20 protein-coding genes and 2 tRNA genes are annotated in these 21,906 nt (G+C 39.9%); 15 read left to right on the forward strand and 7 right to left on the reverse strand.

The genetic code is table 11. The features are described 5' to 3' along the window. Window positions 1-47: 47 nt before the first annotated feature. The gene (locus tag HMPREF9456_RS12125; protein ID WP_006843828.1) at window positions 48-1,715 is read left to right on the forward strand and encodes a nucleoside kinase; all 1,668 of its coding nucleotides are present in this window, start codon (window positions 48-50) and stop codon (window positions 1,713-1,715) included. Between the two features lie 115 nt (window positions 1,716-1,830). On the opposite strand, the gene HMPREF9456_RS12130 is transcribed toward HMPREF9456_RS12125, so the two are convergent. Together HMPREF9456_RS12130 and HMPREF9456_RS12135 are read right to left on the reverse strand one after the other, a co-directional pair. Beyond that, window positions 1,831-3,096: an ABC transporter permease gene (locus tag HMPREF9456_RS12130; protein ID WP_006843829.1), complete on the reverse strand. Its 1,266-nt coding sequence runs from the start codon at window positions 3,094-3,096 to the stop codon at window positions 1,831-1,833. A gap of 13 nt (window positions 3,097-3,109) precedes the next feature. Next, complete coding sequence (locus HMPREF9456_RS12135) at window positions 3,110-4,372, reverse strand: ABC transporter permease (protein WP_006843830.1); 1,263 nt, start codon at window positions 4,370-4,372, stop codon at window positions 3,110-3,112. A 404-nt stretch (window positions 4,373-4,776) separates the two neighbouring features. Between HMPREF9456_RS12135 and HMPREF9456_RS12140 the strand changes: the two genes are divergently transcribed. Beyond that, window positions 4,777-6,027 (forward strand): DUF5018 domain-containing protein, encoded by a 1,251-nt coding sequence (locus tag HMPREF9456_RS12140; RefSeq protein ID WP_006843831.1) that lies wholly within the window; start codon window positions 4,777-4,779, stop codon window positions 6,025-6,027. Between the two features lie 95 nt (window positions 6,028-6,122). Here HMPREF9456_RS12140 and HMPREF9456_RS12145 read toward each other — a convergent pair whose 3' ends face one another. The 5 genes from HMPREF9456_RS12145 to ribH form a co-directional block, all read right to left on the reverse strand. Beyond that, window positions 6,123-6,464 carry a hypothetical protein gene (locus tag HMPREF9456_RS12145; RefSeq protein ID WP_006843832.1) on the reverse strand — a complete coding sequence of 114 codons (342 nt, stop codon included), beginning with the start codon at window positions 6,462-6,464 and terminating at the stop codon, window positions 6,123-6,125. A 165-nt stretch (window positions 6,465-6,629) separates the two neighbouring features. Next, window positions 6,630-7,067 carry a hypothetical protein gene (locus HMPREF9456_RS12150; protein ID WP_006843833.1) on the reverse strand — a complete coding sequence of 146 codons (438 nt, stop codon included), beginning with the start codon at window positions 7,065-7,067 and terminating at the stop codon, window positions 6,630-6,632. 741 nt (window positions 7,068-7,808) lie between these two features. Then, window positions 7,809-7,881, reverse strand: a tRNA-Gly gene (locus HMPREF9456_RS12155). Window positions 7,882-7,906: 25 nt separating this feature from the next. After that, window positions 7,907-7,989, reverse strand: a tRNA-Tyr gene (locus HMPREF9456_RS12160). A gap of 35 nt (window positions 7,990-8,024) precedes the next feature. Beyond that, entirely contained in the window at window positions 8,025-8,522 is a 498-nt protein-coding gene (gene ribH / locus HMPREF9456_RS12165) for a 6,7-dimethyl-8-ribityllumazine synthase (protein ID WP_006843834.1), read from the reverse strand. A gap of 200 nt (window positions 8,523-8,722) precedes the next feature. Here ribH and dut point away from each other — a divergent pair, with 200 nt between their 5' ends. From dut to HMPREF9456_RS12230, 13 genes are all read left to right on the forward strand, one after another. Beyond that, window positions 8,723-9,157 (forward strand): dUTP diphosphatase, encoded by a 435-nt coding sequence (gene dut, locus HMPREF9456_RS12170; RefSeq protein WP_006843835.1) that lies wholly within the window; start codon window positions 8,723-8,725, stop codon window positions 9,155-9,157. Window positions 9,158-9,176: 19 nt separating this feature from the next. Further along, complete coding sequence (locus HMPREF9456_RS12175) at window positions 9,177-10,958, forward strand: tetratricopeptide repeat protein (RefSeq protein WP_006843836.1); 1,782 nt, start codon at window positions 9,177-9,179, stop codon at window positions 10,956-10,958. Continuing rightward, entirely contained in the window at window positions 10,955-11,800 is an 846-nt protein-coding gene (gene lolB1, locus HMPREF9456_RS12180; protein ID WP_006843837.1) for a lipoprotein insertase outer membrane protein LolB1, read from the forward strand. The genes HMPREF9456_RS12175 and lolB1 overlap by 4 nt, the downstream gene beginning before the upstream one ends. After that, window positions 11,797-13,095 (forward strand): murein hydrolase activator EnvC family protein, encoded by a 1,299-nt coding sequence (locus HMPREF9456_RS12185; RefSeq protein ID WP_006843838.1) that lies wholly within the window; start codon window positions 11,797-11,799, stop codon window positions 13,093-13,095. Before lolB1 ends, HMPREF9456_RS12185 begins: the two co-directional genes overlap by 4 nt. Before the next feature lie 6 nt (window positions 13,096-13,101). Further along, window positions 13,102-13,830, forward strand: coding sequence for a sugar 3,4-ketoisomerase (locus HMPREF9456_RS12190; RefSeq protein WP_006843839.1), 729 nt, complete (start codon window positions 13,102-13,104; stop codon window positions 13,828-13,830). Continuing rightward, the gene (locus HMPREF9456_RS12195; protein WP_006843840.1) at window positions 13,820-14,755 is read left to right on the forward strand and encodes a GNAT family N-acetyltransferase; all 936 of its coding nucleotides are present in this window, start codon (window positions 13,820-13,822) and stop codon (window positions 14,753-14,755) included. The genes HMPREF9456_RS12190 and HMPREF9456_RS12195 overlap by 11 nt, the downstream gene beginning before the upstream one ends. An 83-nt stretch (window positions 14,756-14,838) precedes the next feature. Next, the gene (locus HMPREF9456_RS12200; RefSeq protein ID WP_006843841.1) at window positions 14,839-16,524 is read left to right on the forward strand and encodes an amino acid permease; all 1,686 of its coding nucleotides are present in this window, start codon (window positions 14,839-14,841) and stop codon (window positions 16,522-16,524) included. A 77-nt stretch (window positions 16,525-16,601) separates the two neighbouring features. Beyond that, window positions 16,602-17,342, forward strand: coding sequence for a 23S rRNA (guanosine(2251)-2'-O)-methyltransferase RlmB (gene rlmB, locus HMPREF9456_RS12205; protein ID WP_006843842.1), 741 nt, complete (start codon window positions 16,602-16,604; stop codon window positions 17,340-17,342). A gap of 26 nt (window positions 17,343-17,368) precedes the next feature. After that, complete coding sequence (locus tag HMPREF9456_RS12210; protein ID WP_006843843.1) at window positions 17,369-17,746, forward strand: RidA family protein; 378 nt, start codon at window positions 17,369-17,371, stop codon at window positions 17,744-17,746. Between the two features lie 74 nt (window positions 17,747-17,820). Beyond that, entirely contained in the window at window positions 17,821-18,867 is a 1,047-nt protein-coding gene (ribD, locus tag HMPREF9456_RS12215; protein ID WP_006843844.1) for a bifunctional diaminohydroxyphosphoribosylaminopyrimidine deaminase/5-amino-6-(5-phosphoribosylamino)uracil reductase RibD, read from the forward strand. A 93-nt stretch (window positions 18,868-18,960) separates the two neighbouring features. Next, window positions 18,961-20,343: a DUF6242 domain-containing protein gene (locus HMPREF9456_RS12220; RefSeq protein WP_006843845.1), complete on the forward strand. Its 1,383-nt coding sequence runs from the start codon at window positions 18,961-18,963 to the stop codon at window positions 20,341-20,343. An 88-nt stretch (window positions 20,344-20,431) separates the two neighbouring features. Further along, window positions 20,432-21,136 (forward strand): type IX secretion system protein PorG, encoded by a 705-nt coding sequence (gene porG, locus HMPREF9456_RS12225; RefSeq protein WP_006843846.1) that lies wholly within the window; start codon window positions 20,432-20,434, stop codon window positions 21,134-21,136. A gap of 17 nt (window positions 21,137-21,153) precedes the next feature. Next, on the forward strand, window positions 21,154-21,903 hold the full coding sequence (locus tag HMPREF9456_RS12230; protein ID WP_006843847.1) for an isoprenyl transferase: 750 nt from the start codon (window positions 21,154-21,156) through the stop codon (window positions 21,901-21,903). Window positions 21,904-21,906: the final 3 nt, after the last annotated feature.

Here is a 21,906-nt window from a genome sequence, read left to right on the forward strand (position 1 = left end):
TATAACGAAGAACACCCTTCGATATGTTTATAACTTACATTCAGATTATGGAGAAAAAAGTAACGATTTTTTGTACAAACACAAATACATATCAGGACTTTCCTGCAGGAAGCAACCTCATAAAAATATTGGAAGGCTTTGACGTCAAGTCACAGTCTACCATCGTAAACGCAAAAGTCAATAATAAAACCGAACCTCTCGACTATTGCGTGTATCACAACAAAACGGTAACCTTCGTAGACCTAACAAGCCCATCGGGCATGCGGGCTTACGTACGTTCGCTTTGCTTTCTGCTGGCAAAAGCTGTTTCTGAAACTTTCCCCGAAGCTCAGCTTTATATCGAACATCCCATATCATTGGGCTACTTTTGCAGAATCAGTGATCGGGCTACGATCGACGAAAAGGCAATAGAGGCTATAAAAACAAAAATGCAACAGTATATCGAGGCAGATATGCGCTTCGAAGCCGTTGAGGAAGAAACAGACAAGGTAGTAAAAATGTTCCGAAACAGAGGGTTTGAAGACAAAGCCCTGCTTCTCGAAAGTTCGGGAGAATTGTATTCTAAGTATTATAGGCTCAACGGGTCGGTCGACTATTTTTACGGATGCCTCGTACCTTCTACAAAATACATTCACCTCTTCGGACTCGAACTCTACAATGATGGCTTGCTGCTACGTGTGCCCAACCGAAGCAACCCGATTGAACTTGAGCCGATTATTTCGCAGGAGAAAATGTACAATGTATATAAAGAGCATCTCAAGTTTCTGAATATCATCGGGCTCGACAATGTGGGCGATATGAACAAAGCGAATAAGATGGGCACAATGCCTAATATAATAAAAGTATCGGAGGCCTATCAGGAGAAAAAGATAGCAAACATCGCTACCGAAATAGCAGCACGGGCAAAAGAGGGAGTCAAAGTAGCACTTATATCCGGCCCTTCATCGTCGGGAAAAACAACATTCCGAATGCGGCTGGAAGTACAGTTGATGGTTAACCTCTTAAAACCGGTAGGGCTATCGCTCGACAATTATTTTGTAGATAGGGAATTAACGCCCTTAGACGAAGATGGGGATTATGACTTCGAATCGTTATATGCGTTAGACATAGCCAAGTTTAACGAAGACCTTCAAAAATTACTGAAAGGGGAGGAAATAGATTTACCGACATTCAACTTTACAACGGGAAAACGAGAATACAAAGGAGACAAACTTCTGCTTGAAGAAAACTCAATCCTCGTGATCGAAGGTATCCACGGGCTTAACCCCGAACTGACAAGAGATATACCTGAGAACCAAAAATACAAGATATATGTATCTGCCCTTACTACTATTTCGCTAGATAATCACAACTGGATACCAACGGCAGATAACCGACTACTACGCAGACTAATACGAGATTATAAATATCGAAACTATTCGGCAATCGACACTATTTCTCGCTGGCAAAGTGTACGCCGAGGTGAAGATAAATGGATTTTCCCATATCAGGAAAATGCCGATGTAATGTTCAATTCGGCTATGATGTATGAGCTGGCAGCCTTGCGCCGTCATGCCGAACCTGTATTGATGCAAGTACCAAACAGTGCCCCTGAATATGCAGAGGCCCATCGACTACTTAAGTTCCTGAGATACTTCAACTACATCAACGACAAAGAATTACCTCCTACATCTTTATTGAGGGAGTTTCTTGGAGGAAGCAGCTTCAAGTATTAAGATATAAAATAAATGGTCGCAAAAGGAAGGCTAGTACTACTTACTTTGTCATTCTGATTGAACACACTCCCTTTTGCGACTATTTTTATTATCAATACAATACGAATCCTAATATCTACTCAGCTCTCAAAGCCTCAACAGGCTGTATAGAAGCTGCCCGATTGGCAGGCCATAATATTCCTGCTACAATAATCAATATCATCACCATGAGTGCAACTACCAACGCAATCAATACACGTTCGATAGAAACAGGAACTCGCCAAACGTCCAACACATCACCGATAAGCATATTTATATACACAATAAATGCGGGAATAATGGTCAAGGACATCAGACACAGCCCCTCCAGTATCATGTGGAGACGCACTTTTCCCTTGTCTGCTCCTACCACCATACGGATACCAATCTCACTTCGACGCTGATATGTTCGTAGCCAAAATGTACCGAAAACACCCAAAAACACAGTAATAAGCACAAAAACAACAACATATATCATAGGAAGGATAGATTCTCGGATTTCTTTTCCTACAATATCGTCTCTAAGCTTAGAAGAAGGAGTAACAGAGGCTACATAAAGATTATTCTCTCGCAGACGGTCGCCCATTTCATTCTGAAAATTACCTTCAAAATGCTGTGCACTCCCCGACTTAACACGAATAGAAATATCAACTCTGGTTACATCATTGTTTTTAATCCAATCTTCGAGCCTCAAATTTGTTATAATCTCAAAGAAAGCTCCCTCGTATGGGAAAAACTCCTGACGCTTCATCATACTGCTAACAGCTATAACCCGATTGGGATTCGTTCCCCGACCTCCCTCTTCGGGAAAAAAAACATCCCTTCCTATAGCAGCATTTGTGCTCCCATAGAGCTGCTCTGCAACATCTGGTGTCAGAATAATTTGATTCTGCCCGCTTTCTTGAACCCGAATAGGCTTACCATCAGCCGTACGGATACGAAATACATCAAAGTAAGAAGGAGTAACATTCCTATCGCGAATAGCTTTTGTGGTAATAGAATCCACTTTCAACGAAGCCCACACACCTCCCATCGAGTAAGGCGCCGAATGAAAAGATATTGCCGCAGCTTCTACATCAGGATATAATTTTATTCTATCCAGCAAGTTGAGTAATGATTCCATTGGGGTTTGCGTAATCTGCTCGGGTGCAACATAGTTAGGGGCAATAGGAGATAATGCTTTTAGGTTCAGCACATAAGTATTATCTATATCAAAGCCCTTAGGTTCCAGATAGTTTTTAGCCCTGACATACAAAAAGTCGGACATAAGCAGTAGAAAGAGAAACACAACAATCAGCTCCAATATCAGCCAACCGTTATGCCGACGTTCTATCCATATTTGTTTAAAAAGATTCTTTATCATCGTCAATTGTTTTTCAATTTTCAGTATTTAATGACTCTACGATTTCGGCTTTGGCTATTCTCCATGCAGGCAAGATGGTAGACAGGATATTAATCAGCAGACAAACTAATATGGCTGCAACAAAAAGAGTAGGCTTCAGAATCATAGACAAGTGCAGCTTAACATCGGGATACCCAAACAAACTATCTTTTACCACATATAAGAATATGATAGACACTACCACTCCAATAACACTTCCAATAAAAGTGATTGCAAAATTCTCTATAATAAGTTGCCCGATAATCTTTGTAGAGGTTGCCCCAAAAGCCTTTCTCAACCCAATCTCGGGACTTCGCTTTTTTATTTGAGAAAACATAATCCCCAAGAGATTAAATATAGGCAAGAAAAGAAATAAAGTGGCAAGCATGAGCATTCCCGAAAAATTGCCATCCAAATGGTCGCCCTGCACATAATAAAACATGCGTTGAATACTGGTAATAGGCTGTTTCCATATATTGGCTTTGAATTCTTTTTGTCCCGAATTAAATGTAGCCACCCTGCTTTGAGCTTCTTGGCGTATAGCATCAAAATCACTCTTCGATTTAGCTAAAATACATACCTGAAGCTCACCTCCTATACCTTCGGTAAAATCAGCCTCCATCGCTTCTTCATTCAGCGAATAAGGAGCCCAAATTTCACCATAAGCTTCGCTTACGGCATCACTTACAGAAGCCACAACTCCTAAAACCTTATAATCTACATAGTCTAATTGTATGATTCTGCCCGCAGCTTCTGTTGTTCCGAAAAATTCTCGTGCCACTTTATCGCTTATCACGGCTACCGGCATAGCCGAAGCAAACATCGACTCTGTATAAGAGGTTCCGTTTATAAAATGAAAATCAAACACTTTCCAGAAGTTTGCATCTGTCCCCCTTACATCACATTGCCTGATCTTTTTATTGCCCTGCACCGAGGTCTGCTTTTGTGTCACATTCGAGGTAACGGCTGTCACTACCTCCGGAATAGTCATTTTATAAAAACACTGTTGCACGATATTATATCCCATTCCGCCACCGCTATACCCTGCATTATCTTTATTAAGACCTTCTATTACATTTATATAAAGCATCCTATTTCGCTCCGAAACCGGTGCGAAAGAAGCGGTTTTTATCTGATAAGTCAAGACCAAAATCATCATTGTGGCTACAGCCAAAACAGTACCCAAAATAGTAAAAAAGCCTACGAGAGGATTTTCCCTCAGACCGGCGATTGCTTGTTTAAAATACTGCTTATACATACTCAATGCTTTTTATTTTATTACTGCTCTGTAAAACGAACAACAAAATAGAGTTGCTTATATTTATCCTCATACATTATAACTTAATCATCGGTCAATACATTTATTCCAAAGTATATAATCAAACGTCCTGCCAAAAGCATAAACATCTAATAAACAAATGAATAAGCAATAAATCAGTGTTCATTTTCGGACACTTTGTACGATTATGCTTTATCAAATTCGAAAATTATAATAAAAATAAATGCACAAATAGTTCGCTAAACAACCTTAAAATTTTAAATTTGCATAACCATCGTTCATGTCAGATACACAAAAGTACCCGACAACCTAACCGCTAATTGAGAATTAAGAGCAAAGTAATTAGCAGAGCCTAATACTTCTAAAATTTAAATTTTCTAATCATGGGACTAAAAAAAATCTTGTATCTAATATTATTGATCGCAACAGCTACAGCCTGCGACGATGATACTCAAAGCAGCATTAAAGAAATCCGAGCTTTTAGCGTAAACGCAATAGAAGCTACAATAGACCAAACAAATAAAACAGTAAAACTAACCCTGCCGAAGGGAAGTGACTTAAAAAAGATAAAGCCAACGATTAAAGTATCGCCCAAATCATCTGTCAGCCCGAATTCAGATATGGAACTGGATTTCACCAATCCTGTAAAATATATAGTAACGGCAGAGGATGGCTCTCAGCAAGAGTATCTGGTGACGATAACCACAGCGAAATCAACAGATAAATACATCCTTGTTTTCAAGATCGGTCAGAACTCGGGCGACGTAGATTGGCAAAAAAATACGGTAGACGCCGAAGTTCCTGTGGATACAGATTGGACTAAAGTAACGCCTATAATAACCGTGTCGGAAGGTGCGACGATATATCCTGCTTCGGGAACAGAAGTTGATTTTACGAATCCCGTAAAATATATTGTTACAGCAGAAGATGGCAGCAAGGTTGAATATGTGGTGACAATATATGATGCCATCTCAAGAGCCACACCCGTTGCAGTATCTACAATGATAGAAACAGTAGATAAAGAGTCAACCCGCTATTATTTTTCATACAACTGGGCAAGAGAAATACAAGAGTATGCCACAGGACATTCAGCACCACGGTTTATAACCAAATTTATCTACGACAAAGGAAAAGTAACCGAGATACTCATTACTGAAGAAAATGAGCCGGAAATAATAAGTGTTATATCCGATCTAAATGTTACCTATCCGGACAATAAGACGGTTAACCTCACTGATAAAGCAACAAATGCGGTCTCTAAAATAAAATTGAATGATTGGGGAAAAGTAACCGAGTATACAAAAAGCAATGGAGATACCGAAAAATTTGAATATGACAAACAGGGGAATATAACAAAGTATACGCACGCAAACGGAGACTTCGAAATAATGACTTTCGAAAACAGAAACGGTGCATTCAAAGACAGTTTCAAGCAACAATGGTTATCCCTGTTTACAGTATCACCAGCCAAAGCAAATCCTCAGCAGATTACCTCTGTAACTACATACACCAAAGACGGACAACTCAAAGAAACAATAAATTATAAAAATCAATACAACATCACATACAACCTCTATCACTATTCTTATACAAGTGAAGGTGTAAAAACAAGCGTCAGTTTCTTCTACGAATAATAAATACAACAAAAGCGATTGCAAACCAAAAATGTAATCGCTTTTGATATGTCTCCAATCCTTAACCGCCGAAGCTAAGGCCGCATCGCATACAATTAATTATGCCCGGAATGAGGTACAGGCACAACAACAGGTACAGGAGACCTATCGGGAGTACCGGCAAACCACTCTACTAATTTATCATTCAGAAAACGAATTGTGTAGCTATTTCCATACAAATTGTCGGAGTATGCGATTGTTTCCAAGTCACCCTCGGGCACGGCAATAGCCTCTAGGTGTGTATAACTCGTACCCAACACACTCACAACCTCTTGCTTGGTCATACCCAATCTGAGTTGTTTTACTTTCGAGTCTAAACTCCACACTCCACAAGAACATAGAGTAACCGTACAGAATAAAATAAACAGGAAGAATTTATTCAGCAATATCCTTTTCATAGCATGCGTTTTTATGATGTATCCTTGTTATTAAGACAAAAATACGAAGAAAAGGTTTAATTGTAAAAGTTTTAAAAATAGAATAAGAAAAAACAAACAAGAATTTATCCTTTCAGTTTGTTTTGATTCTTATAAGATATAACAAACCCTTTTGGGATTATATTATTATGATTCTAACAATCCGGAAATTTCATTATTCGCCAATATCATGTTATCAAGAAATTTCTCCAAATTATTCTTTAATTCTCTCGAAAAACTATTCAATAATTGCAGATGAATTTCAACATGGCAATCGTCATCAATACCCAGAATTGTTTTAATACCTTTATATTTCAAATTAATATTTGCCGCAATATTAAGCATCTCCCCTCTCTTGTCTTCGGGTAGTTCGTAGCTGTGCAGGTTATAAAGGATCAGGCTAAACATTTCAGTCTCTAAAGGTATACAAACTATATTCTCAATATCTGCTCCAACAACATTATGAAGCGGACGAATACTAAATGTATTTCCGTTATAAGTAAAAGTAATAAAGCGATCAACATGGCACTCAGGAAATAAACCTCTCTCTTGTAAACAATTGTAGAATTCATTTTTAATGTCCATTTTTGTTTTATTTGCGCCTTTCTGTTCCCCTCGAAAGACAGGATAAATATATATATAGAAGCGTGGGAATCAGCCGTACTATCACATTCAGAGGTATCGCCAAACACCCATCGCATAGATAGACAACTAACCCCACGCTCATATATAATTCATACTAAAAAACGTATAAACCAAATGAACGTGAGAGCCAATTGCTACTACCCCTATGCGACTAAAATTTGGCGATTTTCCGAATATGGGATAATACCTTAACACTTCTCGTTTAAAATCTATATAATCCCAATACAATCCGCTGACAGATTAGAATTAACACAAATTTAGACGAAATGCGCGACCCTTCAAAATATTTCAAATCAATAGTTTCGATAAAAAACGAATTTGTTAAATTATCACATCAACATTCACTAATGAACAAATAGTTGGCTATACGCTTCCTTATAATTCTTTATTTTACTTGCAATTTCACACAAAAAGTCACATCTCCAAACAGAAGACCCCCCCCTTATTTAAATACTGAATTTGATATATTGGAAGAATTTCTGTAGACAGAAACATTGACAACTTTATTCACACATCTGTAGTAAGCGATCTGCTTTTTGTAAAATTCATGTACAATCTCAATACCCATAATCGTGGTTGTGTTAACGTTCTTACAATACCCTGCTAACTTTATAGCTAAAAGCAGTATTTTTTAGGACAAAAAAAGCAACTACATTTCTGTAATTGCTTTTCTGTTATCAGAGCGGAAGACGGGGCTCAAACCCGCGACCCTCAGCTTGGAAGGCTAATGCTCTATCAACTGAGCTACTTCCGCAATGTATAATTTGCATCTCAAAAAGTGGGCAGTGAAGGATTCGAACCTCCGAAGACGTAAGTCAGCTGAGTTACAGTCAGCCCCAGTTGGCCGCTTTGGTAACTGCCCTTTTTGCTTTGCGGATACAAAGGTAATACTTTTATTTATTCCTCCAAATTTCTACGGTAAAAATCTATCATTTTTATCGCAGTTATTGCGCATTCATCCCCTTTGTTACCATGCTTGCCTCCGGCACGGTCTATAGCCTGCTGCATGTCGTCGGTAGTTAAAAGTCCGAATATGAATGGAATATCATAGCGAATATTCATATCCGCGACACCTTGAGTTACGCCACTGCATACATAGTCAAAATGTGGAGTATCTCCTCTTACTACGCATCCGATAACGATAACGGCATCCACCGGCTTGTTTTCTGCCAGATGTTTTGCGCCAAAAACAAGCTCGAAACTGCCCGGAACAAAGTCGATCAGAATATTTTCTTCTTTTACCCCATGCTTTTTCAATGTGCTATACGCTCCGTCGAGCAAAGGCTTTGTTATATTCTCGTTCCATTCCGATACCACGATACCGACTGTCATTTCTGCTCCACTGGGCACTGTAGCCGGATCGTACGATGATAAATTATGGTATGCTGTTGCCATTTTTTATATATTTTGTTAGGCTGCAAAGATACCGATTGTAAACAAATATCCAAAACTCAAAAAAGCTTTATCGATCAAAAGCTTTATCTAAAAACTTTAAACAGCTTCTTTAATTCTTAATTTTTATCAATTAGCGAAGTAGATTGCAAAGATTTAACTAATTTCGCACACTATATAATAAGGTATTACAAATCATCGCAATGAAAGTAAAAATCATAAACAAATCGCAACATCCCCTTCCCGAGTATGCTACCCCTTATTCAGCAGGAGTAGACCTCAGGGCTAATATAGAAAATCCGATTACACTAAAACCCCTCGAAAGAACGATGGTTCCTACAGGGCTCTATCTGGAGCTACCACAAGGCTACGAAGCGCAAATACGTCCTCGCAGCGGATTGGCAGCTAAACACGGATTGACTGTACTGAACTCTCCGGGAACAATAGATGCCGACTATCGGGGCGAAATCCGTGTTATCTTAGTCAACTTATCCAACGACAACTTTGTTATAAACAATGGCGAACGAATTTGCCAGATGGTTATAGCCCAACATGCGCAAGTAGTATGGGAAGAAGTGGACTCGATCAGTGAGACTGAGCGTGGCGACGGAGGATTTGGGCACACAGGAAAAAAATAAAAAAGAACTATATTCTTATATGAAAAGAACTATATACAGCGTCCTTCTCTTCTTAATTGTTATCTCAGCACCCTGCGATCTATCTGCACAGAAGAAAACTGTCAAAAACAGTGCCGTATCTCAAGTTAAAGACTTGCCAATGGCTAAATTGCCGGAAGATGACAAGCGCAAGTTTGATTATTACTTTCACGAGGCTATGAATGCCAAAGCGACAAGTAAATTTGACTCGGCATTCGACCTTTTGGGATACTGCTTGGCTATCGACTCTACCAATGCCAATGTGTATTACGAATTGGGGAATTATTACAATTCGCTGGATAATAAAAATAAGGCATTGGATTTCTATCGTAAGGCTACAAGTTACGACGGAGGCAACTTCTATTACAACATGGCCTATGCAAGCCTTTGCCTAGAGTTTAAGCAATATAGCGACGCTATAGAACAGTTCGAAAAGCTTCTTGTATCCAATCCCGACAACTCGGACTTATATGTATACCTGTCGGAAGCCTATCGCCTCGATGGAAACATACACAAGGCAATATCTACTCTCGATAAGCTGGAACAAATAGTAGGACTGAATGAGAAGATCAGCCTGCATAAGTATCAACTGTATACAACGATAAAACAAGAAAGCAAGGCTTTCGCCGAGATTCAAAAATATATAGACAAATATCCGTACGAAATAAAATATCAGATATTGCTTGCCAACTTATACTTGCAAGCAGGGAAAAACAATGAGGCGTACTTGGTCTACAGCAAAGCAAAATCCATCGACCCCGAAGATCCGTACCTGATATCGTCACTTGCCGAGTATTACGAAAGAACAAACAATAAAGAGGCTGCCGAAGAAGAACTTCACACAGCCCTTATGAGCCGCAAGATGGAGATCGACACCAAGTTGGCTATTCTGGCTCAATATGTAGGCACTTTGCAGCAAAACAGACAGGATACGAAGGTCGCCAATCAGCTGTTCGACTCCTTGATGGTACAACATCCGCAAGAGCCGAAGCTGAACCTCATGTACGGCAATCTGCTAATGATGCAAAACAAAAAAGAGGAAGCACGATTCCAATATCAGGTATTTGCAGAAGCCAATCCGACAAATCCGGTAGGATGGGAACAACTACTGAGCACAGCATTCCCCGATAGCTTAGATATGACAATCAGAGTTTGTAAGCAAGCCATATCATATAACCCCGAACAACCTCAGTTTTACTTCTACTTGGGTATTTCGGAGTATATGAAAGATGATTATGACAATGCGCTAAAAACACTGCAAAAAGGAGTTGTATATGTAGACGAAGAAAACGTATCTCTTCTATCCGATTTCTACGGGCAAATAGGTGACTTATATTACCACCTCAACAAGCTCGACAGCGCATTCCTTACCTACGACAAAGCGTTAGAATACAATCCAAACAATATGGGTGTGCTCAACAATTATAGCTATTTCCTTTCCGTAGCCAGAAAAAACTTAGACAAGGCGGAGAGAATGAGTAGCGTTACGGTAAAAGCAGAGCCTACAAACCCTACTTATCTGGATACCTACGGATGGGTATTGTTTGAGCAAGGAGCTTATACAATGGCAAAAATATATATCGAAAACGCCATAAAGTATAGCGAAGAAAAAAAGACAGAAATCAGCAGTGAAGTACTCGAGCATTACGGCGATGTACTATACAAAACCGGAGAGACCGAAAAAGCACTGGAATACTGGATAAAGGCAAAAGAGAAAGGTGACAGCAAATCGAAAACGCTGGACAAAAAAATTGAAACAAAAACTTACTTTGTCGAAAAATGAAACTATCCAACAGATATATACTTATTGTACTTGTCACTTTGGCGATACCCTTTGCTATCAGCAGTTGCGGATCGAAAAAGACGCTGACTACAGGAGGCACATTGGCCGAGAAAAACAACAATGAAGTGATTGCCGACGCCCTGAAATCGGAGCTCGATTATAAAACGCTGACCACAAAAGGCAGTATCGAGTTTAAGTCGGGCAAATCGTCACAAAAAGTTCCTGCGGTATTTAAAATAATAAAAGACAGTATACTTCAGGCTTCGGTACGAATACCGTTTATAGGGGGAGAGGCTATGCGCATCAACTTCACACCCGACAGTATAGTTATCATAGACCGCCTGAAAAAACAATACATGGCCGAACGCTACAAAGACTCGAAAGTAGTTGCAGGCTTCGACTTCAATTATTACAACCTTCAGGCACTGTTTACCAACAGGTTGTTTATCCCCGGATACAAAGAGGTAGTAAATAAAGACTTCGGCAAATTTAAAGTTACTCCAACAAACGATACGTATCTGATGCAAACAAAAGGCAAAAGCGATTTGTTGTACAACTTCCAAGTTGATGCATCCGACAGAATTATATCTACTCTTATCAGTCAGGAGAAAAAGAATGTTTCCATCCAATGGGATTACAGCAACTTTATCAAAGATAACAATCGTGTATACCCCACAAATATGGAAGCAAAGGTTAGCTTTGCAAAAAAACAAGCCAACATCAATATTTCATACGACAATCTGGATATAGATAAAGACTTTAATGTAGATACATCCATTCCTTCAAAATACAAAAAAGTTGGATTTTCGGATATTATAGGAGCTTACATAAAATTGAAATGAGAAAAACACTTCTCTTACTCACACTCGTCATTAGTATTTCTTCTTTTGCTCAAACAGCCAAAATAAAAGAACTGGAGCAGCAAAGGAAAGATGCCCTGCGTGAGATTTCAAACACAGACAAGCTACTGCGTGAAACCAAGAAAACAACAACAAACCTGCTAGACAGAATAAAGCTGATCTCTAACCAAATATTTTCACGCCAAAAAGTATTAAGACTTCTCGAACAGGAGGTGAGTGGTATCTCTGCCGAAGAAATACAGATAGGGAAGGAAATTGTAATCCTCGAAGCCGAGCTCAAAGCAAAGCAAGCCAATTACGCTAAAGCCATCGATGCCATGCAGCGCAACAGGCAAGGAGAAAACAAATTACTGTTTATCCTATCGGGCAAATCACTCACCGAGTCGTACCGAAGAATGCGTTACCTGAGAGAATACTCGGAGTGGAGAAGCCAGCAGGCTGACGAGATAAAAGAAAAGAGCGAAACGCTCAAAGAAAGAAAAGAAGCGTTGAAGAAAGTAAAGACCGAAAAGGTGACGCTAATCAATCTTCGCTCTTCTGAACAAGATAAGCTAAAGAAAGAAGAAACAAATTATCAGCAAGAGGTTAGCGAAGCACAAAGCAAACAGAAAGACCTCCAAAAAATACTGACTCAGAAGAAAAATCAAGCCGAAACCCTCGACAGACAAATAGCCAAGCTCATAGCCGAAGAGGTAGCCCGTCAGGAACGTGAAGCAAAACGAATAGCTGAGGAAAAAGCACGTGCAGAAGCGGCAAGAAACAATACAACAACCAGTAATAAGAATAAGACTCGGACTAGATCGAGTGAAAGCAGAACCACAACACGTACTCCTGTTGCCACTTCTACTCCCGAAAATATAACATTGTCGAACAACTTTGCGGCAAATAAGGGTAGACTTCCTTACCCTATATCTGGAAACGCAACCATCACCACACGTTTTGGTACACACCAGCACAGCAAATGGAATGTAACCACTTCGAGCGGAGGTATAGACATCCGGTCTCAGGCGGGAGCTGATGCCAAATCAGTCTTTAATGGTGAAGTAACTTATGTGGCCGCAATTCCGGGATACAATACCTGTATCATTGTCCGTCATGGAAACTATTACACCTTCTATGGCAATATACAGGGCATATATGTAAAACAAGGTGATACCGTAAAAACAGGTCAGTCGTTGGGTAAAGTATATACCGATCCCGACACGGGCTACTCTCAAATGCACTTCCAACTCTGGCAAGGTACAAACAAGATGAATCCTGAACCTTGGCTAAGATAATTGGATATGGAGAGAGACAGTTTTATCGAATTACCAACCATCACAGACCATCGGGGCAAGCTTACCTTTGCCGAAATAGGGCAGCATATACCCTTCGACATTTCATCTGTTTCGCTGATTACGCAAAAGCAAGACTTAGAAGAGAACGAACAGATTTTGATTGCTTTGCAAGGCTCTGTAGAAATATCCGTTCACGATAGAAGATATACACTCGACAAGCCTCACCAAGCGCTTTATATTCAAGACAAGAGCGAGATAAAAAACATATCCAACAATGCTGTTGGTTTGATTATTTCATCAGAAAAGAATACTAAAGCTTCCGCTAAAAAAGCTTCTTCGTCAAATAAATATACAGTATCAGATTGTGCGCTGATCCCTCTGGAGGAGAATATAAATATAGCAAACGATATCCCCTTTGCCGTAAAGCGTGTTTTCTATATCTATGATATCCCCGAAGGAGAAAGAAGAGGGATGCATGCCCATAAGCTTTGTCACGAAATACTGATTGCTATAAATGGCAGCTTCGAAGTAGAACTGAATGACGGGGTAAATAAAAAAACAGTTACCCTTGATAGCTCTTCTTACGGGCTTCATATCCCTCCCGGCATATGGGCGGCAGAGACAGAGTATTCGCCCAACGCAAGATGTATGGCATTAGCATCCGACGAATATGATCCTATGAATTACATTCATTCTTATTCAGATTTCATCAAATACCGTCAGGATGGAAATTAAAATATACACGTCCGACTTCAAGCTCGAATGGGATAATTTTGTTCGCAATTCGAAAAACGGGACATTTCTTTTATATCGGGATTTTATAGAATATCACGGCAACCGCTTTAGAGACTATTCTTTACTCTTCTTCGAAAAAGAGAAATTGATTGCCCTTTTGCCCGGACATCTCGAAAACAAAATTTTTTATTCTCACAAGGGATTGACATACGGCGGCATGATAATGAGTAAGGACACAAAAGCAAAAAACATATTATCTGCATTTGAGTACCTTACCGTCACATTTCGCAGGCAAGGAATAAAGAAGATTGTTTACAAAGCTATCCCTCATATCTATCATCAGCAACCCGCAGAAGAAGACCTGTATGCCCTTTTTCGCAACAAAGCAGAGCTTACAGAACGAAATATATCATCATCGATACTCATCTCCGAAAAAATAAAATATTCGGAACTACGAAAACGAGGAATAAAAAAAGCCGAAAAGAGCGATCTGAAAGTAAAGAAATCTGACGACTGGGAAGGTTTTTGGAAAATCTTGGAGCACAATCTGCAAACACGATACAACAAGCAGCCGATACATTCTCTAGAGGAAATTCTTTTATTGAAAAAGAAATTCCCGAAAAACATACATCTCTTTACCGTAAAAAATGCGGATAAGGATATAGTTGCAGGCTGCCTTATTTTCGAAACCAAAACAGTTGCACATATTCAATACATTGCAGCATCGGACGAAGGAAAGAAAAAGGGAGCTACAGATTTGCTGGTAGATCACATAATAAGTGAAGCATATCCCGACAAGAAATATTTCGACTATGGCGTTTCCACCGAAGACAACGGACTGTATCTGAACGAAGGACTGATAGAGCAAAAAGAAGGCTTTGGAGCGAGAGCCACAGTATATGACATTTATACGATCAATTTATAAAAATCAAAATTATAATTAGCGATATATTTACGCTTCCTGATATATCTACAAATCCTTAATATAGAAAAAGAATATTTACATAGATGAATTTAAATTCTTTTATACGAAAAAAGAGCATCGACAGCATCTCCGGCGGGGGCGATTCTATCGGCTCGGGAATGAAAAGAGTACTCGGTGTGAGAGACCTGACGCTTTTCGGTATTGCCGCCATTGTGGGCGCAGGCATTTTCAGCACGATAGGACGTGCAGCTTTTCATGGAGGACCGGCAGTGTCGCTCCTTTTTGTTTTTGTTGCCATAGCCTGTATTTTCACAGCGTTGTGTTATGCTCAGTTTGCATCTATGATATCAGTGAGTGGGAGTGCATACACATACACCTATGTATCGTTAGGCGAAATATTCGCATGGACGATAGGTTGGGCACTAATACTCGAATATGCCGTCTCCAATATGGTGATAGCAATTTCGTGGTCGGAATATTTCACCACCCTGCTGCAAGGATTCAATATCGAGTGGCCCGACTGGCTTGCCATAGGATACGCCACCGCATACAAAGCCCATAATGCAGTGCTGCATGGAGACACAGACCTACCGGAGCACATACTAAAGGCCGCCCAAATATACCAGAATGCTCCCGAACTATTCGGCTCAAAAATATTGATCAACCTCCCTGCGGGACTTGTAGTTACCGCACTTACTTTTCTTGTCTTCTTGGGGATAAAGGAATCTAAAGCGCTCAACAATCTGCTGGTATATCTCAAGATAGGAATAATACTTGCCGTAATCCTTATCGGAGCATTTTTTGTAAAACCCGAAAACTGGTCTCCTTTTGCGCCAAATGGCATACAAGGGGTTCTTGGCGGTGTGGCGGCTGTCTTCTTTGCCTTCATCGGCTTCGACTCAATATCTACCACAGCCGAAGAAAGCAAAAACCCACAACGGGACATGCCTCGTGCAATGCTTTACTGCTTGGGAATATGTACCATATTGTATGTTGCGATAGCACTTGTACTCACAGGAATGGTAAACTATAAGAACTTAGGGGTAGACGACCCTTTGGCATACGTATTCCACTTAGTAAATATGGATTTTGTGGCAGGAGTAATATCTTTTACAGCGATAATTGCCATCACAAGCGCCATACTCGTCTTCCAGATCGGACAACCCCGTATATGGATGACAATGAGCCGTGACGGATTGCTGTGGCCTAAGTTCTCGAAAATTCATCCCAAATATAAAACTCCGTCCTTTTCCACTATTATTACAGGCGTTGTAGTTTGTATACCTTCATTATTTCTCGACATGCAATTTGTGGTCGACCTCACCAGTGTAGGCACATTTTTTGCATTCATCCTTGTGTGCTCGGGAATACTGTTTCTCGATCATAAAGGAGAAAGTAAAAAGGCTAAATTTAAGGTTCCCTACATAAATGGACAATATATCATTTTCATATTATTCATAGTTGGAGTATCTTTGTTTATTGGTAAAACCGATTATACAGAGGTTATTCTCAGCAAACCCTTACTGATAGTCTTCTGGGCTGTATGGTTGGGATTGTCTGTTGCGGCATTCAGGTATAAGTTTTCGTTGCTGCCCGTATTGGGAATCCTTACCAATTTATATCTGATGACAGAGTTGGGATGGTCAAACTGGGTAATGTTCCTTATATGGCTTTCAATCGGATTGCTCATATATTTTGGATATGGATACAAAAAAAGTAAATTAGCATTGCAAAGAGAACGGATAAGCAACCCGAAAGATTTAATGTAACATTATCAGTCTCAACGAACCAGTGTTGCCATACATACAAAAATAACAAATAGGTCTGCGACCCTAAATATAACAGAATGAAAGAGAAAGAAATGATTTTCGGCATACGTGCTATAATAGAAGCCATAGAAGCCGGAAAAGAAATAGATAAAGTAATTGTAAAACGTGAACTTCAAGGAGACCTTTCGAAGGAGTTGTTTGCATTGCTAAAATCACGAGACATTGCAGTGCAACGTGTACCCAACGAACGCCTCGACCGTTTTACACGCAAAAACCATCAGGGGGTAATTGCCTTCCTTTCGGCTATCACGTACGAGCATATCGAAGATATCATTCCTTTCTTGTACGAGCAGGGGAAAGACCCTTTCATTCTGGTACTGGATGGAATCACCGATGTGCGCAACTTCGGAGCTATTGCACGTACGTGTGAAGTAGCGGGTGTAGATGCAATCGTTATACCTGCAAAGGGTAGTGTAACCGTAAATGCCGATGCCATAAAAACATCAGCAGGAGCACTGCTCAAAATACCTGTATGCAAGGAGCAAAGCCTTACCAATGCAATTCAGTTCCTGAAAAATAGCGGAATAAAAGTAGTTGCAGCCACCGAGCGTGGTGCTGACGACTATACAGCTGTTGACTACTCGGGTCCTATAGCTTTCGTGATGGGTGCGGAAGACACCGGAGTATCGAACGACAATTTGCGAATAGCAGACAATCTTGTAAAAATACCTCAATTCGGCACAATAGGCTCACTCAATGTATCTGTTGCCGCCGGAGTACTGATCTATGAAGTTATACGCCAGAAGGGCATAAAATAATTTTCATCATTCAAACTCAGCGTACAATGAAAAAAATAATTTCAACGAATAATGCACCTGCGGCAATAGGGCCATACAGTCAGGCTGTAGAAGTAAATGGTATGGTATTTCTTTCGGGACAACTTCCTATCGATCCGGCAACGGGTGATTTTCCCGAAGGTGGTGCTAAGGAACAAACCGAACAATGTTTCAAAAACATTAAAGCGATCCTTGCCGAAGCAGGTCTTACAACCGATAATATCATAAAAACTACCGTATTGCTAAACGACATAGCTCACTTTGGAGCAATGAATGAGGTGTATGCTACACAATTTTCGGGAACATTCCCCGCACGTTCGGCTTTTGCTGTCAAAGACCTGCCAAAAGGAGCATTGGTGGAAATAGAAGTAATCGCAGCCAAATAATATTTTATAAAAAAACCTTTACAGTAAAATAACCTCGTAATAATTGCGTTTCTCTGTTGTAGAAACTCAAAAGAATGACTGTTGACGAAAAATATATGTATCGTTGCCTGCAACTGGCACTCAATGGAAAAGGATTTGTAAGTCCCAATCCCATGGTGGGTGCTGTGGTAGTTCACAACGATAAGATAATAGGAGAAGGCTTCCACCGTGAATATGGCAAAGCCCATGCCGAAGTGAACGCCATCGCCAGCGTGAAAGACAAATCATTGCTCAAAGAGTCTACCATCTATGTATCACTCGAGCCATGTGCACACCAAGGGAAAACACCTCCATGTGCGCAACTGATCATCGACAACCAGATTCCGCATGTAGTAATCGCATGTCTCGACCCCTACCCCGCTGTTTCGGGACGAGGAATAAAGATGCTGCAAGATGCAGGCATAAAGGTTGATGTAGGAATATTAGAGCGGGAAGCATGGGAGCTAAACAAAGAGTTCTTTACCATACAAACAAAAGGCAGGCCATATATATACCTCAAGTGGGCACAGACTCAGGATGGTTTTATAGACAAAGCCAGAGACGAAAAAGACATTCCTCAGCCAACGCCGATATCGAATGAATTTTCGAAAATGCTTGTACATAAGAAAAGAGCTGTTGTTCCTGCTATTATGATAGGTACAAATACAGCAATAAAAGACAATCCGTCACTTACAACACGACATTGGTATGGAAAAAACCCCGTACGTGTTATACTCGACAGACAAGGACGCATACCGCTCGATTATACGATCTTTGATGGAAAAGTAGAAACGATTGTATTTACCGAAAAAGAGTCTTCTCCGAAACTGGAGAAGGTTACTTTCATCCAAATTCCATTCGACGAAAACATATTGGAAAACATATTTACGACACTTAAAAAGCGGAAAATCATTTCGGTACTCGTTGAGGGAGGACAAGAACTGCTTCAAAGTATTATAGATAAACGATTGTGGGACGAAGCCTTTATTGAAATTTCGGGCATTACGTTCAACAATGGAGTACGAGCTCCCATCATTGCGGGGCATGTCTTAAATGAGATAAATTGGGGGGCTTCTAAACACATTCATATACGTTTAGCCTAACCATAAAATTATATAAATATTAGATTTGTTGACGCATAAGCCGAAATTCTTTCTATTTTTGCACATTGATATTGAATAAAACTGATTAAAATAATGAAGTTGAAGAAATTTTCTTACCTACTATTTTTCGTAACTTTTTCACTCATTGCATTAAGTTCGTGTAATGATAATAATACGACTACTACAACTGAAGGCGGTTCTGCCGATGCTCAGATTTATTCGTTCAAGTTGTCAGCCATACCGGTATCTTCTATCGACTCTGTCAACTATCCTATAATGGCAAAAACCAAATTTTCAATCGATCAGAGTCGAAACCTCATTTACAACATTGACTCATTGCCATACAAAACAAAAATAAAGAAATTTGCCACAACGCTCACATATTCGTCTTACGGTATCGGTAAGCTTCAGCTTGTATATCCCGATTCTATTGCAGAATGGAACGGTACAGATTCTATCAACTATGCATTAAATCCTAAAATAAAGGTATATGCAGCAAATGGTCTGGACAGTAGAGAGTATACAATCGATATACGAATACATAAAATAGACCCCGACACAATTATATGGCACAAGGTAGGCACTCTACCCGATGCCGTTGGCATACAACAAAAAACAGTATTGAAAGACAATGACTTCTATACATTTACTGTTGCAGACGGTAATCTAGCTGTATATAAAGCTTCAAAAGGCGCTCTTGCATGGTCTAAACATCCAATAACAACAGGACCTTCGGCTGCAAATATTCTAATAGAAAGCGTTACACTGTTCAATGGGACATTCTATGTCGTAGACAAAAACAATCAATCATACAGTTCTAACGATGGTATCAATTGGACAGCCAAGAGCAACGACGTAAAATCTATCTATGGCGTATTGCCGGGAGCCACTGCAGCAAAAGATTCACTCTTGGTAGCTACAGAGCAAGGCGGTAAATACTACTTCGCTAAAACAGCAGACATGCAAACATTGGTTGTTGTGAATCACTTAAGCAGCAATCCATTCTCGAACGAAATAAGCCAAAGCTTCCCGGCTTCAGGTTTCTCTCCCGTTACTTTTGTAAACAGGACAAATCTGAGCAGCAATGTGCTAACCATCACAGGAGGTAAAAGATTCGACAATCAGCAATCGAACCTCACATGGTCTTTACGTGCGGGAGATGATAATCTTCTGGAGCTAGGTTCAAACCAAGTTAACTTACTATTCGGTGCGAATGACGGTATCAGTTGTTTCTTATACGACACCTACTTGTTTGCACTAACCGGAAATATACTATATAAAAGTGAGAGCATGGGGGTTAAATGGATTTTAGCTCCATCCAAAGAAAGCTTAAGTACAAGTATACCTAAAGCCTCGGGGCAATCGGTAATAGTAGATAGTGAGAACTATGTTTGGATATTCGGCGGAATACCAAAAACAGGATCTACGCCAGTCAAAGAGATCTGGAGAGGTCGCTTAAATCGTCTTATTCCGTAAGTTCCCCCAGGTTAAAAACTGGCAGTCGATATACTTATTGTCTTACTTTTGCGTTAGATAAAGATAGATATTGAATAATAAATTTATAATGAGAAAAGAGATACTTCTAATTTTTATACTTATTTCAGCCTCTCTCTTCTCGTCTATCACACTCTACGCACAAGACGACTACAAATATGAGATTGGCGGAATGGCAGGCACATCTTTCTATATGGGAGATGCCAATAAGACGAAATTATATCAGAATCCGGGATTATCGGCCGGTGTTATTTTCAGATATAATAAAGACTTAAGATGGTCTGTAAAAAACAACTTTGTAATAGGCAAAGTATCGGGCGACACCAAAAACATGGGAAATAAATTTCCGCATGATCAGCAAGCATCCTTCAGCAGGATGTTTTATGAATTAGGAAGCCAGATTGAGTTCAATTTATTTAATTATAGTGATAAGTTCAGTTACCTTGGCACCAAACGGATAACACCATACGTGTTTACAGGTGTAGGAATAACTTTTGCTTCGGGAGAGAAGAAATTCTTGGATGCAAATATACCTATAGGCATCGGACTGAAATACAAGATGAAAGACCGTTTGAATATAGGATTTGAGTTCTCTTTCAGGAAATTATTCAGCGACTCATTTGACGTCACCGAGAAAAACAGTAAATTTGACCTCGATAGCCCTTATGGGATAAAAGGCAGTATATTCAAAAACAACGATTGGTATTCCCTTACGATGTTTACTATAACATGGGATTTTGGACGTAGAGTGTGTCCTTGCTTAAATTCTGATTAATTTAAAATAAAATATAAATGTCATATTTTGACCAAATAGATAAAACTAGAATACCCAAACATGTAGCCATAATCATGGATGGCAACGGGCGTTGGGCGAAAAGTCAAAATCTGGATCGCTCTTTTGGGCACAAAGAAGGCATTGTTGCTGTACGCAGAACAATAGAGGCAGCGGCCAAAGCCGAAATAGCCTATATAACCCTTTACACATTCTCTACCGAAAACTGGAAGAGACCCGAAGAAGAGGTTAAGGCACTGATGGCATTGATGATACAGGCTGTAGCCAACGAAACCCCTGATCTGATAAAAAACAATATACGGGTAAAGGTGATAGGTGATATAGACCGTTTGCCCGCCGACACACAGAAAGCGCTGGATTACTGCTTGAAAGAAACATCGGTATGTACAGGTACTACAGTTGTGCTGGCTCTGAGTTATTCTTCGAAGTGGGAATTGACAAAGGCCATGAAGACAATAGCGACTGATGTAGAAGCCGGAAAAATAAAAATGGAAGACATCGAAGAATCTCTAATTCCACAGTATTTGTCTACGAAAGGAATTCCCGATCCTGATATATTAGTAAGAACCGGAGGCGAGTTGCGCATCAGCAATTTTCTTCTTTGGCAAATAGCCTATTCCGAACTTTATTTCACAGATGAGCTTTGGCCCGACTTTAACGAAGAATCGTTATTCAAGGCCGTTGTAGACTTCCAAAACAGGGAACGCCGTTTTGGTAAAACCAGTGAACAGGTATCAACAAAACCATAAGTT

Source organism: Dysgonomonas mossii DSM 22836, assembly GCF_000213575.1.
Taxonomy (GTDB): domain Bacteria; phylum Bacteroidota; class Bacteroidia; order Bacteroidales; family Dysgonomonadaceae; genus Dysgonomonas; species Dysgonomonas mossii.